General features: G+C 63.2%; 17 protein-coding genes. 11 read left to right on the top strand and 6 right to left on the bottom strand.

Going from position 1 to position 15,901, the window contains the following annotated elements:
- The first annotated feature begins 31 nt into the window (after positions 1–31).
- On the top strand, positions 32–1,852 hold the full coding sequence (locus GM676_RS11060; RefSeq protein WP_371866192.1) for a sensor histidine kinase: 1,821 nt from the start codon (positions 32–34) through the stop codon (positions 1,850–1,852).
- Between the two features lie 110 nt (positions 1,853–1,962).
- Positions 1,963–2,676, top strand: coding sequence for a UCP032817 domain-containing protein (locus GM676_RS11055; RefSeq protein WP_229262631.1), 714 nt, complete (start codon positions 1,963–1,965; stop codon positions 2,674–2,676).
- Positions 2,677–2,744: 68 nt separating this feature from the next.
- Here GM676_RS11055 and GM676_RS11050 read toward each other — a convergent pair whose 3' ends face one another.
- The 3 genes from GM676_RS11050 to GM676_RS11040 all read right to left on the bottom strand — a co-directional run bounded on the left by GM676_RS11050 (position 2,745) and on the right by GM676_RS11040 (position 4,403).
- Positions 2,745–2,984 carry a hypothetical protein gene (locus GM676_RS11050; RefSeq protein ID WP_092278423.1) on the bottom strand — a complete coding sequence of 80 codons (240 nt, stop codon included), beginning with the start codon at positions 2,982–2,984 and terminating at the stop codon, positions 2,745–2,747.
- Between the two features lie 140 nt (positions 2,985–3,124).
- Positions 3,125–3,376: a hypothetical protein gene (locus GM676_RS11045; RefSeq protein WP_155463609.1), complete on the bottom strand. Its 252-nt coding sequence runs from the start codon at positions 3,374–3,376 to the stop codon at positions 3,125–3,127.
- Positions 3,377–3,515: 139 nt separating this feature from the next.
- Positions 3,516–4,403, bottom strand: a complete 888-nt coding sequence (locus GM676_RS11040) for an SDR family oxidoreductase (protein WP_155463608.1) — start codon at positions 4,401–4,403, stop codon at positions 3,516–3,518.
- A gap of 12 nt (positions 4,404–4,415) precedes the next feature.
- On the opposite strand from GM676_RS11040, the gene GM676_RS11035 reads away from it, so the two are divergent.
- The 4 genes from GM676_RS11035 to GM676_RS11020 all read left to right on the top strand — a co-directional run bounded on the left by GM676_RS11035 (position 4,416) and on the right by GM676_RS11020 (position 7,831).
- On the top strand, positions 4,416–5,441 hold the full coding sequence (locus tag GM676_RS11035) for a CDP-6-deoxy-delta-3,4-glucoseen reductase (RefSeq protein WP_155463607.1): 1,026 nt from the start codon (positions 4,416–4,418) through the stop codon (positions 5,439–5,441).
- A gap of 60 nt (positions 5,442–5,501) precedes the next feature.
- Positions 5,502–6,737, top strand: a complete 1,236-nt coding sequence (locus GM676_RS11030; RefSeq protein ID WP_155463606.1) for an MFS transporter — start codon at positions 5,502–5,504, stop codon at positions 6,735–6,737.
- Positions 6,734–7,387, top strand: a complete 654-nt coding sequence (locus GM676_RS11025) for a DUF1345 domain-containing protein (protein ID WP_155463605.1) — start codon at positions 6,734–6,736, stop codon at positions 7,385–7,387. Before GM676_RS11030 ends, GM676_RS11025 begins: the two co-directional genes overlap by 4 nt.
- A 69-nt stretch (positions 7,388–7,456) precedes the next feature.
- Positions 7,457–7,831 (top strand): HPF/RaiA family ribosome-associated protein, encoded by a 375-nt coding sequence (locus GM676_RS11020; protein WP_155463604.1) that lies wholly within the window; start codon positions 7,457–7,459, stop codon positions 7,829–7,831.
- Positions 7,832–7,847: 16 nt separating this feature from the next.
- Here GM676_RS11020 and GM676_RS11015 read toward each other — a convergent pair whose 3' ends face one another.
- The gene (locus tag GM676_RS11015) at positions 7,848–8,627 is read right to left on the bottom strand and encodes a helical backbone metal receptor (protein WP_155463603.1); all 780 of its coding nucleotides are present in this window, start codon (positions 8,625–8,627) and stop codon (positions 7,848–7,850) included.
- Between the two features lie 97 nt (positions 8,628–8,724).
- Here GM676_RS11015 and GM676_RS11010 point away from each other — a divergent pair, with 97 nt between their 5' ends.
- Positions 8,725–9,708, top strand: a complete 984-nt coding sequence (locus tag GM676_RS11010) for a GGDEF domain-containing protein (protein ID WP_155463602.1) — start codon at positions 8,725–8,727, stop codon at positions 9,706–9,708.
- Here GM676_RS11010 and GM676_RS11005 read toward each other — a convergent pair.
- Complete coding sequence (locus tag GM676_RS11005; RefSeq protein WP_155463601.1) at positions 9,693–10,256, bottom strand: DUF5610 domain-containing protein; 564 nt, start codon at positions 10,254–10,256, stop codon at positions 9,693–9,695. The two genes, GM676_RS11010 and GM676_RS11005, sit on opposite strands and share 16 nt — an antisense overlap.
- Positions 10,257–10,318: 62 nt before the next feature.
- Here GM676_RS11005 and sbcB point away from each other — a divergent pair, with 62 nt between their 5' ends.
- Together sbcB and GM676_RS10995 are read left to right on the top strand one after the other, a co-directional pair.
- Complete coding sequence (sbcB, locus tag GM676_RS11000; protein WP_155463600.1) at positions 10,319–11,761, top strand: exodeoxyribonuclease I; 1,443 nt, start codon at positions 10,319–10,321, stop codon at positions 11,759–11,761.
- Between the two features lie 124 nt (positions 11,762–11,885).
- Entirely contained in the window at positions 11,886–13,244 is a 1,359-nt protein-coding gene (locus GM676_RS10995; RefSeq protein WP_155463599.1) for a serine hydrolase, read from the top strand.
- An 8-nt stretch (positions 13,245–13,252) separates the two neighbouring features.
- Here the strand turns inward: GM676_RS10995 and pyrF are convergent, their stop codons facing one another.
- Positions 13,253–14,074: an orotidine-5'-phosphate decarboxylase gene (pyrF, locus tag GM676_RS10990; RefSeq protein WP_371866190.1), complete on the bottom strand. Its 822-nt coding sequence runs from the start codon at positions 14,072–14,074 to the stop codon at positions 13,253–13,255.
- Between the two features lie 94 nt (positions 14,075–14,168).
- Between pyrF and GM676_RS10985 the strand changes: the two genes are divergently transcribed.
- A complete protein-coding gene (locus GM676_RS10985; protein WP_155463598.1) occupies positions 14,169–14,930 on the top strand; it encodes an SDR family NAD(P)-dependent oxidoreductase in 762 nt (253 codons plus the stop codon).
- Positions 14,931–15,225: 295 nt separating this feature from the next.
- Positions 15,226–15,618 carry a VanZ family protein gene (locus GM676_RS10980; protein WP_155463597.1) on the top strand — a complete coding sequence of 131 codons (393 nt, stop codon included), beginning with the start codon at positions 15,226–15,228 and terminating at the stop codon, positions 15,616–15,618.
- Positions 15,619–15,901 lie beyond the last annotated feature (283 nt).

Raw genomic sequence — 15,901 nt, 5'->3', positions numbered from 1 at the left:
AAAAAAAATATGACTACTAAAAGGGCAGTCAGTGGTCGCGCTTCCTAGTATCAAACAACTGTTTTCGTCCTCGCGCCCGGTGATCTGGGCGGGGGTGCTGCTGTCGCTGGGCATCGGCAGTCTGTTCTATCTGGCCGCCGACAAGACGATTGAGTACGATGCCAGCGAGCGTTTCCTGCACCAGGCACAAAACGCCCAGTACAACATCAACTCGCGCATCAACGCCTACACCGACGTGCTGCGCGGCACCGCCAGCTTCTTCCACGCGGCCGACCGTGTGGACCGCAACAGCTTCCACCGCTATGTCAGCGGCCTGAACATCGAGCGCCAGTTTCCCGCGCTGGACAACATCAACTACGCCCAGTACGTCCGCCACGATCAGCGCGCCGCCTTCGAGCGCAGCCTGAGCCATGCCACCGGCGACGCCGCGCTTGGCTATCCCGAAGCCACGCTGGTGTCGCCGCCGGAAGCGCGCGCCGACTACTGGGTGCTGACCATGATCGAGCCGCTGGCCGCGTTCCGCGAAAAGATAGGCCGCGACATCGGCTACCGCGCGCCGGTGGCGCGGGCGCTGGCGCAGGGCCGCGACCAGGGCGGCATGAGCGCCTCCGGCACGCCGATCGACAGCGTGCACCAGCCGCTGGGCGCCGGGCTGGCGCTGCGCCTGCCGGTGTACCGCAAGGACATGCCGCTGGATACCGTCGAACAACGCCGCGCCGCCTGCATCGGCTCGGTCGGCATCGGTTTCAGCGTGCCGCGCCTGGTGCAGGCGGCGCTGGAGCAGATGCAGGTGCGCGACGTCCGCCTGGTGCTGTCCGACAGCGGCGACGCCCAAAGCGCCGGCAAGCAGCCCACCGTGCGCCTGTTCGACAGCAAGCCCGACAGCCCGTCGCTGTCCCCCGGCGACCAGTTCAGCGTGACGCTGCCGGTCGACTTCAACAGCCGCCACTGGAGCGCGCACTTCACCGCCCCCAAGGCCAACTGGTACAGCCGCTTCGACGCCTGGCTGCCGTGGATGGCGATGGTGTCCGGCTTCACCGGCTCGCTGCTGTTCTTCCTGCTGTTCCACACGCTGTCGTCATCACGCATGCGGGCGGTGAAGATGGCCAAGGAGATGACGCGCGAACTGCGCAACAGCCAGGCCAGCCTGCAACAGTCGCACCACAAGCTGCGCCGCCTGGCGGCCCACTCGGACCAGATCAAGGAGCAGGAGCGCAAGCGCATCGCGCGCGAAATCCACGACGACCTGGGCCAGAACCTGCTGGTGCTGCGCATCGACGTCGACCTGCTGTGCACCCGCACCCGCCACCGCCACCCGCGCCTGCACGCGCGCGCCCAGCACATGCTGGGGCAGATCGACAGCAGCATGAAAAGCGTGCGCCACATCATCAACGACCTGCGCCCGCAGGTGCTGGATCTGGGCCTGAACGCGGCGGTGGAATGGCAGATCGCCCAGTTCCGCGCCCGCTCCGGCATGGTGTGCGAGCTGATCGACCATGACACCGAAATCCGCGTCGACGACCACTGCGCCACCGCCTTCTTCCGCGTGCTGCAAGAATCGCTCAGCAACATCCTGCAACACGCCCAGGCCAGCCTGGTGCGGGTCGACCTGCGCCAGACCGATGGCACCCTGAGCATGACCATCAGCGACAACGGCATCGGCGTCGGCGACGCCAGCCGCAACAAGGCCGGCTCCTTCGGGCTGGTCGGCATCGAGGAGCGCGTCAGCCTGCTGGGCGGCACTTGCTCGATCACTGGCAGCCCCAACGGCGGCACCACGGTGGCCATCAGCGTGCCGGTGGGCAGCCGCCCGCGCCCCACCACCAGCGAGGCGATCGACTTCGCGCTGTAACTTTCCTCTCAAACATTGATTAACATCAAGGAACACCTGTCTCCCACGGGCAAAATCAAATGCGTCTGCTGCTTCTTTCAACCCGCATCAATACGCAAAGGAAAATCCTGATGAATGCCCAAGACATGCACGCCATCAACGCCCTCGATCTGGAACCAATCAAAGTCAAACTGATGCACGAGGAATCGGGCGAAGGCTGGACGCTGGAACGCGCCAACGCCGTCGAGTTCGAATATCGCCGCTTCCTGTTCCTGATGAAGAAGTTCCCGAACGAGCAGACGGCGCCGCTGGTGGATGTCGACACCTTCTGGCACTACCACATCCTGGACACCATGAAATACGCGGCCGATTGCGCGGCCGTGTTCGGCCACTTCCTGCACCACTTCCCTTACATCGGCCTGCGCGGCGAGGATGACGAAGCGGCCCACATCCGTGTCGGCATGCGCATGAAAGAGCTGTACGAAGACACCTTCGGCGAAGACTATGTGCGCCAGGCCGAGCAGGCCAAGGCGGCCCATTCGGGCGTGGCGGCGGCGTCGTTTGCCCACTCCGGCGTGGCCGGCGCGCAATTCGCCCACTCGGGCGTGATTGGCGCCAAAGTGGCGCACTCGGGCGTGGTGGGGGCCAAGGTCGCGCACTCGGGCGTGGTCGGCGCGAAAGTGGCCCACTCGGACGTGGCCGGCGCCAGGATGGCCCACTCCGGCGTGGCCGCCGGCTTTGCCCATTCCGGCGTGATCGGCGCCAGCGCCCTGCAAGCCGAAGCGGTGATCGCGGCGGCCCAGCAGTCGAGCTTTTACAGCCAGCGCCCGCGCCTGACCGCCTGAACCGGCCGGCATGAAAAAACGGCGCGTAACCGTGAGGTGCGCGCCGTTTTTCTATGGGGTGCCCGATATCAGGAGGCCATCATTTCGCGCAGTTCGCGAATGCTGAAATCGCTGATCTCGTGCATGCGGATCAGGATGGTGGCGCCGATCGGCAGGGTGTTGTGGCGGATTTTGGAGATGACCGGCGGGGCCACTTCCAGCGCGCGCGACAGGGCTGCATCGTTTTTCAGTTGCAGTTTTTCAATGATCGCGTCCAGCACGCGGTTAGGGTTGTAGGTCGGCGACGCGGTGATTTCTTTCAGGGACATGGTATTTAGCAGGTTCCTTCGCCGTTTTTTGGAAAAAAACGACACAAAACCAATGAGAGTGAGAATTGGATAGATTCTAACCCCATTTTTTATGCTATGGCGAACTTTGTTGTAAAAAAAAGTATCAAACCATGTAAAGATCAATTCGGACGGCGCACGCCGGCCGCCAGAAAACACCATTCGACCGCCATCAGGGCGGCCAACTGGGCAATCGTGCTTGGCAGAAATAAGGTGGCGGTGGAGAAGTGTTCGAGGCAGTCGGCGCTGTAGTGCCAGCCCAACTGGCGGCGGATTTCTTCCGGCAAGGGCGGCGGCCGGCGACAAAACTCACGCTGTCGCTGATGCATGTAGGCGCGGACTTGCTCCTTGGTGGGCTGCAAACTGGCTACCATGCGCGCACTCCTTAATGGAAGATGGCTAACACTATCCTATCACGCGACGAACTCTCTGATCTCCGTCAAACGTACCAACTTATAATCTTGTCACATAAATCTGACGCCAGGCTTGCAATACCTTGATCTTTCGGCATCTTTACACATCTTTACGTTCCAACATGGAAATAACCGTTGGATAACGCAAACGCACACCCAGTTCGCGCCGGATGCGGCCGTTGTCCAGCCGGCGCGATTCCGACATGAACGACAGCAGCGCCGGCGTCACCACCTGCTGCAATTCCGCACGCGGCAGACGCGGCGGCCGGGGCAGCTGAAAGGCGTCCGCCACGGCATCGAAATATTCCGCCATCTTCATCTCGCTGTCATCCACCGCATGGTAGATACGGTGCGGTAGCGCACGAAACAGCGCTTTGGCGATGATGGCCGCCAGGTCGTCGGCATGGATGTGGTTGGTATAGACGTCGTCCGCCGCGATCAGCGCGGGCGTGCCCTGCTGCAAGCGCTTGAGCGGCAGGCGATCCGCGGCGTAAATCCCCGGCACGCGCAGGATGGACAGCGCCGCCCCGCTGCGCCGCGCCCAGCGCCGCAGGGTGCGCTCGGCGTCGACCCGGCGCAGCGCCCGGCCATTGCGCGGCGCCACCGGACGACTCTCGTCGAAGCGGGCGCCGCCACAGTCGCCATAGACACCGGTGGTACTGATATAAACCAAGCGTCCTTGCTCGGGTAAAATGGCGGTCAAATTGCGCGTGCGGCTGTCCAGCACGCCTTCGGCAGGCGGCGGCGCCAGGTGGATCACCCAGGGCGCCAGCCCGGTAAGGCGGCGCAAACTGGCAGGATGGTCGAGATCGGCCACCAGCGGCACGGCGCCGGCGGCGCGCAGTTCGGCGCAGCGCTCCCGCTGACTGGTGGTGGCGAACACGCGGAAATGCGGGGTCAGCAGCGGCAACAGGCGCATGCCGACATCGCCGCAGCCGACGATCAGCACGCGCGGCCGTTGGAATTTGTGAATTTTGAAGTTTTTCATCAGAAAGATTGTATGACGTTTCAGATAACTGTACAGCCTAGCGGCCATCAATTCAGCTGCGAGGAAGACGAAACCATCCTGGCGGCCGCCATGCGCGCCGGCGTCGGCCTGCCTTACGGCTGCAAAAACGGCGCTTGCAGCTCCTGCAAGGGCAAGGTGGTTTCCGGCTCGGTGACGCATAAGCCGCACCAGGAACGCGCCCTGACCAAGGACGAGGAGGCGGCCGGCTACTCGCTGCTGTGCTGCGCCACCACGCAAGGCGACCTGGTGATCGAGGCGCGCGAAGTGGCGGGCAGCGACGAATATCCTATCCGTAAAATGCCGTCGCGCGTGTCGACGCTGGAAAAAGTCGCGTCGGACGTGATCGTCATGACCTTGCAACTGCCGGCCAACGAAACCCTGAAATTCCGCGCCGGCCAGTACATCGAATTCATGCTGAAGGACGGCAAGCGCCGCAGCTACAGCATCGCCACGCCGCCGGACCAGAACCAGCCGCTGGCCCTGCACATCCGCCACATGCCGGGCGGCCTGTTCACCGACCAGGTGTTCACCAGCATGAAGGAACGCGACATCCTGCGCTTCGAAGGCCCGATGGGCACCTTCTTCGTGCGCGAGGATTCCGACAAGCCGATCGTGCTGCTGGCCTCCGGCACCGGCTTCGCGCCGATCAAGGCCATCGTCGAACATCTGCGCGCGCAAGGCTCGCCCCGCAAGATGACCCTGTACTGGGGCGGCCGCCGCCCGCAGGATCTGTACATGGACGCGCTGTGCCGCGACTGGGCCGCGAAAATGCCGAACTTCCACTACGTGCCGGTGCTGTCCAACCTGCTGCCGGAAGACCACTGGGCCGGCCGCACCGGCTTCGTGCACCAGGCCGTGATGGCCGACCTGCCGGACCTGTCCGGCCACCAGGTCTACGCCTGCGGCGCACCCATCATGGTGGAATCGGCCAGGAAAGACTTTGTCGCCCAGTGCGGCCTGCCGGATGAAGAGTTCTACGCGGACGCCTTCACCACCGAGGCCGACATCAACAGCTAACCATCCCACCGGGCCTTGCGGGATGCAGAGTCCCCGAGGCTCGGCATCCCGAAAGACCCAATGTCCGACAGTTCCTCCAACGGTTTCAGCGTCCTGCGCCACCGTAACTTCACGCTCTACCTCTCCGCCCGTACCCTGGCCACGCTGGCCGTGCAAATGCAAAACGTCGCCATCGGCTGGCAAGTCTATTCGATGACGCACAACCTGTACGACCTGGGCCTGATCGGCCTGGCGCAATTCCTGCCTTTCCTGCTGCTGATCCTGATCGCCGGCCACGCCGCCGACCGCTACGACCGCCGCAACCTGATCGCGCTGGCGCTCGGCGCCCAGCTGCTGTGCGGCCTGATGCTGCTTGGCTTCACCTACACCGGCCTGAGCGCCGTGTGGCCGGTGTTTGCCGTGCTGGCCGTGTACGGCAGCGCGCGCGCCTTCATGGGGCCGGCCACACAAGCCATCCTGGTCAACCTGGTGCCGCAGGAAAGCTTCAGCAAGGCGGTGGCGCTGAGTTCGTCCAGCTTCCACGTGGCGGTCATCCTCGGCCCCACGCTGGGCGGCCTGTTCTACCTGGCCGGACCGAAAGCGGTGTATATGATTTCCTCCGGCCTGCTGGTGGCGGCGGTGGTGATGATGTCGATGGTGAAATCGGTAAAACAGGCCAGCGCCAGCGGGCCGGCCTCATGGCACACGGTGCTGGAAGGCTTGCGCTTCGTCTGGTCGAAGAAAGTGGTGCTGGGCGCGATCTCGCTCGACCTGTTTGCGGTGCTGTTCGGCGGCGCCACCGCCCTGCTGCCGGCGCTGGCGCACGACGTGCTGCACATCGGTCCGAGCGGGCTGGGCGCGCTGCGTACCGCGCCCGGCATCGGCGCGGCCCTGTGCTCGATCGCGCTGGCCTTCTTCCCCATCACGCGCCGCGTGGGGGCGTGGATGCTGGGCGGCGTGGCGGTGTTTGGCGTCTGCACCATCGTGCTGGGCGCCACCACCAGCTTCATCGTGGCGCTGGTGGCGCTGTTCCTGATGGGCGCCGGCGACATGATCAGCGTGTATGTGCGCCACCTGCTGGTACAGTACGAAACGCCGGACGAAATCCGCGGCCGCGTCAGCGCGGTCAACTCCGTGTTCATCGGCGCCTCGAACGAACTGGGCGAATTCGAATCGGGCCTCACCGCCGGCTGGCTGGGCCTGACGCGCGCCATCCTGTTCGGCGGCGCCGCCACGCTGGGCGTGGTTGGCGCATGGACCGTGCTGTTCCCGGTATTGTCACGCATGGACCGTTTTCCGCACGAGGATAAAAAATGAGCTTGCGCCTGCCGCTGCCTGCCATCATCCACAGCCGCCCGCATCTGAGCACGGCCATCGCGCTGGCGGTGGCGGCCAGCTGCTTCCTGCCCGATGCCTGGTCGACGGTCACCCAGGTGCTGACCTGCTGGAACGTGCTGGTATGGAGCTACCTGGCCATGATGGCGTGGATGATGATGCAAGCCGACCACCACGACATCAAGCGCGCGGCCTGCCGGCAGGATGAAAAAGGGCCGGTGATCCTGGCCGTGCTGTCGCTGGCGGTGATGGTCAGCCTGGCGGCGATTGTGTCACAACTGGCGGCGCGGGCGCCGGGCGCGCCGGTGCAGCACTATGCGCTGAGCGTGCTGACCCTGATCGGTTCCTGGTTCATGGTGGGCGTGATGTTCTGCTCCCACTACGCCCACCTCTACTACACCGCCGCCGACGACGACAAACCGCTGGGCTTCCCGGACAGCGGGCTGGCGCCCAACTACTGGGACTTCCTGTACTTCTCGTTCACCATCAGCGTGGCGGTGCAGACCTCCGACGTCACTGTGCGCAGCCGCGGCATGCGGCAAGTGGTGCTGGGCCAATCCGTGCTGTGCTTCTTCTACAACCTGGCCATCCTCGGCCTCTCGATCAACATCGCCGCCTCCCTGATTGGGTGATTTATTTAACGCGCACTTAAGGCGGGAAGGAGTAAGATGGTTACGCAGTCCAACCACAGGAGCAAGCGTATGCAAATCCAAATCAATACCGACAAAACCATCGATCGTCATTCCGGTCTCGACGAGCACGTGCAATCTGTCGTGAGCAATGCCCTCCACCGCTTCGGCGAGCAAATCACCCGCGTCGAAGTCCATCTCAGCGATAACCTGGGCCAGAAGTCGGCCGATGGTGATAACCGCTGCTTGATGGAAGCACGTCTTACTGGTCTTCAACCCATCGCGGTCAGCGACCATGCCGCCACCCTGCATCAGGCCATCAGCGGCGCCACCGACAAGCTGAAACGCGCGGTCGACAGCGCGGTGGGCAAACTGCACGACAACAAGCGCCACGCCGCCGGCCTCGCCACCGCCTCGGCCGCTGTGGTGGACGAACAGGACGAATAGACAGGACGCGCGGGGGCTAGCGCCGCGCCAGCTCCCGCAGGTATGTCAGTCCTTGCAGCGAACGGCTGCCGTACCACGACATCATCTCCCCATCCACCAGCAGCACCGGCTTGCCGATCTGGCGTTCCAGCACATCCGCGTGCGCCTCGGTGAAGCGATACGGCTCGCTCGACAGCAGCACGCCGTCGATACCATCGATCAGCTCACGCGACCAGCGGAATTCCGGATAGCGCGATTCGCCCAGATCCGGCACGCTCCAGCCGATTTCCGCCAGCATGCGCGCGATGTAGGTGTCCTGCGAAATCGTCATCCACGGGTCTTGCCAGATGCAGTACAGCATATTCTGCGGCCGCCCCTTGGGCATGGCCTGCAATAGCGCATACTCCGCCTCGAACGCCGCGCACCACGCCGCGGCCTGCTGCTCGCGGCAGAATACGCCGCCCATCAGGCGCGCCAGCGCCACGTTGTCGTAAGGGCGCAAGGGATGGGTGACCACCAGGTTGGGCACGAACTCCGCCAGCGCGTCGGCGGTCGGCTTTTCGTTTTCATCAATATTGAGCACCACATGGGTCGGCGCCAGCTTGCGGATCTTCTCCAGGTTCACATCCTTGGTGCCACCGACTTTGGGAATGGCCTGCACCGCCTCCCACGGATGGATGCAGAAACCGGTGCGCCCCACCACCTGCCCGGCCAGCCCGAGATCGCACAGCAGCTCGGTAATCGACGGCACCAGCGAGACGATGCGGGCGTTAGGATCGGCCTGATGTTCGGTGCCCAGCGCGTCGATGTAAGCCATGTTGTATCCCGTCAGTTAGCAATGCCGATATTGAAGCACTCCTCGCCGCATTCGTGCAACAATATGACACCTATTGAACGAGCATTTGCTTTTTTGCATGAAACAAATCAGTACCTTCGGCTCATCGAGCTACCAGATCAGCGATTTGCAGCTGCTGCGCAATTCCGATGATGACGCCGCCGTCGCCAGGCTGCTGGCGAACTGCCCCATCATGCAACTGGAAGCCGAGGAGGCGGTCACCGAGGCCAGCCGCGCGCGCCTGTACATCCTGCTGCGCGGCGCGCTGTCGGTGGCCAACGATACCCGCACCGGCATGGCCGACGGCACCATCAGCAAGATCCTGCCGGGCGAAAGCGTGGGCGAGCAATCGGTGCTGGATGAGGAAACCAATCTGTCCAGCATCACCGCGCTGGAGCGCAGCGAAGTGCTGGTGGTCGAGGCCGATCTGGTATGGCAATTGATCGATGAATCGAACGTATTGGCGCGTAACCTGCTGCGGCTGCTGTCGTTCCGCATCCGCGCCGCCAACGCGCAGCTGCGCCGGCGCCAGAAGCTGGGCGAGTTCTACCGCCAGCTATCGATGATCGACGGCCTGACCGGCTTGTACAACCGCGCCTGGCTGAACGATCTGCTGCCCACCATGGTGGCCACCGCGCACGGCTCCAACGCACCGCTGGCGCTGATCATGATCGATCTGGACCACTTCAAGAAATTCAACGACAGTCACGGCCACCTGGCCGGCGACGAGGCACTGCGCTCGGCCGCCCAAGTGCTGAGCGGCGCGCTGCGGCCGACCGATTTCGCGGTGCGTTACGGCGGCGAGGAAATGATGGTGCTGCTGCCGGACACCAACGGCAAGGTGGCGCTGGCGGTGGCTGAGCGCCTGTGCGAACGCATGCGCCAGGCCGAGGTGTTCGACGGCGTACGCGCGGGCGGCGTGCGCCAGCCGCTGCCGCACATCACGGCCTCGTTGGGCGTGGCCATCCTGCAACCGCAGCAAAGCGAGCACGACCTGATCCAGGCGGCCGACGCCGCGCTCTACCGCGCCAAGGAACTGGGCCGCAATCAGGTTGCGGCCTGAGTCTGTTCGGCTTGCTGCGCCTTCGGCTGGCGGGCGGCGAGGAAATCGCTGAAGCCCTGCTGCACCAGATCGTAGGTCTTGTCGATATTGCTGGCAATGTCGCCGTTCAGCACCTTCAAGCCTTGCAGCACATCGCGCGCTTCCTTGAAGCCCTGGTCCACGCCTTTTTTCAGCGTATTGATGAAGTTATTCAGCGTTTCGGTCCCATCGTCGCCAGGATGCTGCTGTTGATAGGCTTCGTAAAATGCGGTGGACAACGATACAATGCGGCTCGCGGTGCCTTCCGGCGTATTGTCCTGCGACGCGGCATTCTGAATGGCGTTGTCGCCAAAATCGTCCTTGAGCGCCTCGTTAATGCCGGTCAGCGCGGTTTTCAGCACCACCGACAAGGGTTCATTGGAGGAATTTAACGATACCGTCAAAGAAGCTTGTACGATAGACACATTTAAGTCCGCCTTGGCTTTGGCGGCCGGCGACAGCGGTTTGTCGTCCCTGGACTGGACCGGCGCGGCGGTATTGCCCGCGGTAGCGGAGACTGGAGTAGCCATAATATTGCTCCTCATTGAACACGCTGGAATTATCGGCAGATTTTAAAATTACTGTAGCACCTATGACCAATCAGACCTTTCTCTGGCACGACTACGAAACCTTTGGTGCGGTGCCGCGCCGCGATCGTCCGGCCCAGTTCGCCGCGATCCGCACCGATGCCGAGCTCAACGAGATCGGCGATCCGATCATGTTGTATTGCAAGCCTGCCAACGATTTTCTGCCCGATCCGCAATCCTGCCTGATCACCGGCATCACGCCGCAGCAGTGTCTCGAATGGGGCGTGCCGGAGCACCAGTTCGCCGCCACCATCGAGCAGGCGTTCTCGCAGCCGGGCACCATCGGGGTCGGCTACAACACCATCCGCTTCGACGACGAGATCACCCGCTTCATGTTCTGGCGTAACCTGATCGATCCGTACGCGCGCGAATGGCAAAACGGCTGCGGCCGCTGGGATCTGCTGGACGTGGTGCGCATGACCTACGCCCTGCGCCCGGACGGCATCCACTGGCCAACCAGGGAAGACGGCAAGCCCAGCTTCAAGCTGGAAGACCTGGCCAAGGCCAACGGCCTGCTGCACGAATCGGCGCACGATGCGCTGTCCGACGTGCGCGCCACCATCGCCCTGGCGCGCCTGATCCGCCAGCACCAGCCCAAGCTGTTCGACTTCTGCTTCGCCCTGCACAAGAAAGACCGCGTGGCCGACGAGATCGGCATGCATCTGGCGGCCAATCTGCGCCAGCCTTTCCTGCACGTCAGTGGCATGTTCCCGGCCGAGCGCGGCTGCATCGCGCTGGTGTATCCGCTGGGCTCGCACCCGACCAACAAGAACGAGGTGATCGTCTGGGATTGCACCTACGATCCAAGCGAGCTGTTCACGCTGGATGCGGACACCATCCGCACCCGCATTTTCACCCGCGCCGACGCGCTGCCGGAAGGCATGACGCGCTTGCCGGTGAAGAGCATCCACCTGAACAAATCGCCGATGCTGGTGTCCAACCTGAAGACGTTGTCGCCGGCCATGGCGGCGCGCTGGGGCATCGATCTGGAACAGGGCAAGGCGCACGCGGCGATCGCGGCGGCGGGGCACGACCTGGCGCAGGTGTGGGAGCAAGTGTTTGATCGTCCGGCTGGCGAGCCGCTGGATGTGGATGAGGATTTGTATAACGGCTTCATCAGCAAGGAAGACCGGCGCTTGCTGGATTCCTTGCGGCGCGAATCACCGGCGCGGCTGGCGGTGGCGTCGCCGTCGTTCAGCGATGGACGGCTGGCGGAACTGCTGTTCCGCTACCGCGCACGCAACTTCCCGGAGACCTTGTCGGAAACCGAGATGGAGCATTGGGAACAGCACCGCGCGGCGCGCTTCTACGAAGGCGCGGCCGGCGCGCGCACCATCGACGATTACTTCGCCCAGATCGACGACTTGCAACAGCAAGCCGACGAGCGCGCCGAGCAAATCCTCGGCGAGCTGTATGAGTACGCGGAGCTGGTCGCGCCATCTCACTAAACCGGGCTGGCCCGGCGATTGCGCAGCCGGGCACGCGGTTTATGCGCTTCGTCGCATGCGGCTGGCCGATGCAGCGCCCTCGCAATAAGATAGCGGCCACGATCAACTTGTCGAGGGAATCTCCATGCAGTTGCTTACCGCCGCCGGCGCCGCCATCCTGTTTGCCGCTTCCGCCTGCGCCGCCACGCCGGCCGAGTCCATCGATGCCGAACTGCGGCGGCTGTTCCCAGCCAATCTGCCAGGCGCGGCGGTACTGGTGCAGAAGAATGGCGTTACCCTCCTCCACCAAGGCTACGGCCTGGCCAACGTCGAACTCAACGTGCCCATCAAGCCGGACAGCGTGTTTTACGCGGCCTCGGTCGGCAAGCAGTTCACTGCGGCGGCCATCATGAAACTGGTCGAAGATGGCAAATTGGCGGTGCAGACACCGATCCGCCAGTTCTTCCCCAACCTGCCGGCCACCTGGCACAGCATCACCGTCGAGCACCTGCTGCACCACACCTCGGGCATCGCCAATGTATTCATGGATGCCGCCTTCCGCAATGCCGCGTTTGCCGACCACACCCCGCAAGATCTGTTGCAGGCCGCCATCGCCATGCCGCTGCTGGCGCCGCCGGGCCAGGACTTTGCCTACTCCTCGGTCAACTACACGCTGCTGGCCATGATCATCGAACAGCTGTCCGGCGAAAGGTATGACGCCTACCTGGCACGCCAGTTCTTTGTCCCGCTCGGCATGACGCAAACGCATTACATCCAGAACGCCGGCCTGATCAGGGGACTGGTGACGCCATATGAACACGGTCCGAAGCTAGCGGTCCGCTGGAGCAGCACCCTGCTATTTGGCGGCGGCAGCTATGCGTCCACCAATGCCGACCTCGCCCGTTGGACCGCCGCGCTGCAAAGCGGCAAGGTGCTGAAGCCGGCCAGCCTGAAAGCCATGAACACCGCGGTGATACTGCCCAACGGCCACCGCGTTCCCTACGGCTACGGCATCCGTCCGCACACCATGTCGGGCCAGCCCTACATTCGCAGCAGTGGCGACATCCAGGGCTTCCACGCTGAAATCGTCTACATGCCGGCGTCAAACGTACTGGTATCGATCCTGAGCAACAGCGACGATGCACCGAAATTCGGGTTGTTCCCGGCCGCGCGCCGCATCGCCACCCTGGCTGCCGGCACCGCGCTGCCGGCGCCAACGCCGCGGCAACTGGCCGACAGCGTGCTGCAACAATACGCCGGCGTCTACACGCATGCCGGCGAACGCTACACCTTCGAGGTGAAAGACGGCCGGTTGCTGGTGCAATATCCGGCCAATGGGAAGTGGGAAACGCTGCTGCCGCTGTCGCCTACGGAGTTCTATTACGAGGCCAACAGCGACTTCCGCATCCGCTTTGCCAGCGGCACGGACGGCAAGCCAACGTCGCAGTGGTACGACGCCGTGCCGGTGGACGACGACACCGATCCTGTCTTCGTCAGGCAATAAGCGGCAGCTTAGCGACGGTACTGGTTGATGGCGTCGCGCGTTTCCTGCGCGACGCGGCGTGCCGCCATCGCAAAGTCTTCGCCGGCTTGCGGCGCCGCGTACAAGATCGCGCGCGACGAGTTGATCATCATGCCGGCGCCATGCGCGGTGCGGCCCGATTTCACCGTGGCCGCGATATCGCCGCCCTGCGCACCGATGCCCGGCACCAGCAGCGGCATGTCGCCGACGATCGCGCGCACCTGCGCCAGCTCCTCCGGGAAGGTCGCACCGACCACCAGTGCGCACTGGCCATTGCGGTTCCACTTGTGCGCCACCAGTTGCGCCACATGCTGGTACAGCGGTTTGCCGCCCACATCCAGGAACTGCAAATCCGAACCGCCCGCATTCGAGGTGCGGCACAGGATAATCACACCACGGTCCGCCCACTCCATGTACGGCTCGACCGAATCGAAGCCCATGTACGGGTTGACGGTCACCGCGTCGGCGCCATAGCGGTCATAGGCTTCGCGCGCATACTGGCGCGCGGTGGCGCCGATGTCGCCACGCTTGGCGTCCATGATCAGCGGGATGTGCGGATAATGCTCGCGCACGTAATCGCAGATTTGCTGCAACTGGCCTTCCGCGCTCAGCGCGGCGAAGTAAGCGATCTGCGGCTTGAACGAGCAGGCCAGATCGGCGGTGGCGTCGATGATCTCGCGGCAGAAGTGGTAAATGCCTTGCGGGTCGTTCTGGAACCGGGCCGGCAGCTTGGCCATGTCCGGATCGAGACCGACGCACAGCAGGGAGTCGTTGGCCGTCCAGGCGGCGGATAATTTGTTAATAAAAGTCACGACGGCCCCCTCAGGAAAATTGCAAACCCTCTATTGTAACCCGCCCACTGGTGGCTGTTAAAATTTGCCATCGCCACCCCAGAAAGACTCTCCCATGAAATTATTGAACAAAGTCGCTGTCGTGACCGGCGCCACCCAAGGCATCGGCCTGGCCTGCGCCCAGCGCATGATCGCCGAGGGCGCCAAGGTCATGTTGGTGGACATCAAACCCGAAGGCGCGGAAGCCGCCGCCAAGCTGGGCGAACAAGCCCGCTTCTTCGCCGCCGATGTCAGCCAGAAGGCCGACGTTGACGCCATGGTGGCCGCCACCCTCGCGGACTTCGGCCGCATCGACATCCTGATCAACAACGCCGGCGTCACCCACGCCGCCAACTTCCTCGACCTCTGCGAGGAAGATTTCGACCGCGTCATGCGCATCAATCTCAAGTCCATGTTCCTGTGCGGCCAGGCGGTGGCGCGCGTGATGGTCAGGCAGCAGAGCGGCTCCATCATCAACATGTCCAGCGTGAACGCGGAACTGGCGATCCCGAATCAGGTGCCGTATGTGGTGTCGAAAGGCGCGATCAACCAGTTGACCAAGGTGATGTCGCTGAATCTGGTCACGCACGGCATCCGCGTCAACGGCATCGGGCCCGGCACCATCCTGACCGAACTGGCCAGGCAAGCCGTGATGGCCAGCCCGGAATCGCGCAACACCATCCTGTCGCGCACGCCGATGGGCCGCTGCGGCGAGCCGGAGGAAGTGGCCTCCATCGCCGCCTTCCTCGCCAGCGACGACGCCAGCTACATGACCGGCCAGACCCTGTACGTGGACGGCGGCCGCCTGGCCCTGAACTACACCGTCCCGGTCAAATGACAGAGATATGCTCCAGCCTGATGACTGGTATCTGAAACAACAATTAGACACATATCTGGCGACGCAGCATAATCTCACCTGTCTCCACTATTCTCCTCCAAGAAAATAGTTTTAAGCCCGCTCCAGACAGCGGGCTTTTTTTTTGCGCGCTGTCATGAGGGCGTAACAAACGCCGCCTATACTGGCACCATCTTAAGTACATGCAACCGATAGGCATGACTGAAGAACCGGCGCGCCAGGCTTGCCCCTGGTGCGCCACTCCCGTTTTTTTGCAGTGCATGGTATCGTCTGCTCCATGCTCAAACTTCTCCTCCTCTCCACTTCCCACGCCCGCCTGCGCTACTGGACCGCCATCGTGCTGTACCTGCTGATTCTGGTACTGGGCTCGATCCCCGGGGCGCGCCAGGACATCGGCCAGGTGGCCACCGGCGTGATCCTGCATTCCATCGCTTACGCGGGACTGGCCTTCCTGATTTTTACCGGCAGCCGTGGCAGCCTGGCGCAACGCGCAGTCAAAGCCGTGCTCACCATCGCGCTGATGGGCGCGCTGGACGAGTTCGTGCAAAGCTTCTTCCCCTACCGCCACGGGGCGGTATCGGATTGGCTGGTCGACTGCAATGCGGCGGTGCTGGCCTCCGGCTTTATGTGGGTTCTGTGGAGCCGGTATCGCATCCTTCCGGCTGGCTGACTATGCCGGTGGCCCGTTCCACATCCCTGCGCAGTTCCTGGAGTTGTTCGGCCTTGGCCACGCGAACCAAGCCGTGCAGTGCATGAAGAAAAAAGTGCCTGCTGCGTACGTCATGGCAGGTGGCATCAATTAACTCTTCGATAATAGTGTCTGTCACGCGTGTCAACATATCGATGTCCTTTAAAGTGATACCGATCAATTATTGCGTGTGGGTAGCATGTTTCAATTGATGTATATCAACACAAGCCCCAGGTAAGGGAACGATATCGCGCCGCGCCGCTCT

Origin of the sequence: Duganella radicis (assembly GCF_009720825.1) — a bacterium.
In the GTDB taxonomy this organism is placed as follows: domain Bacteria; phylum Pseudomonadota; class Gammaproteobacteria; order Burkholderiales; family Burkholderiaceae_D; genus Rugamonas; species Rugamonas radicis.
The sequence above is the reverse complement of the archived record's forward strand: the minus strand, read 5'-3'. Positions and strand labels throughout refer to the sequence as shown.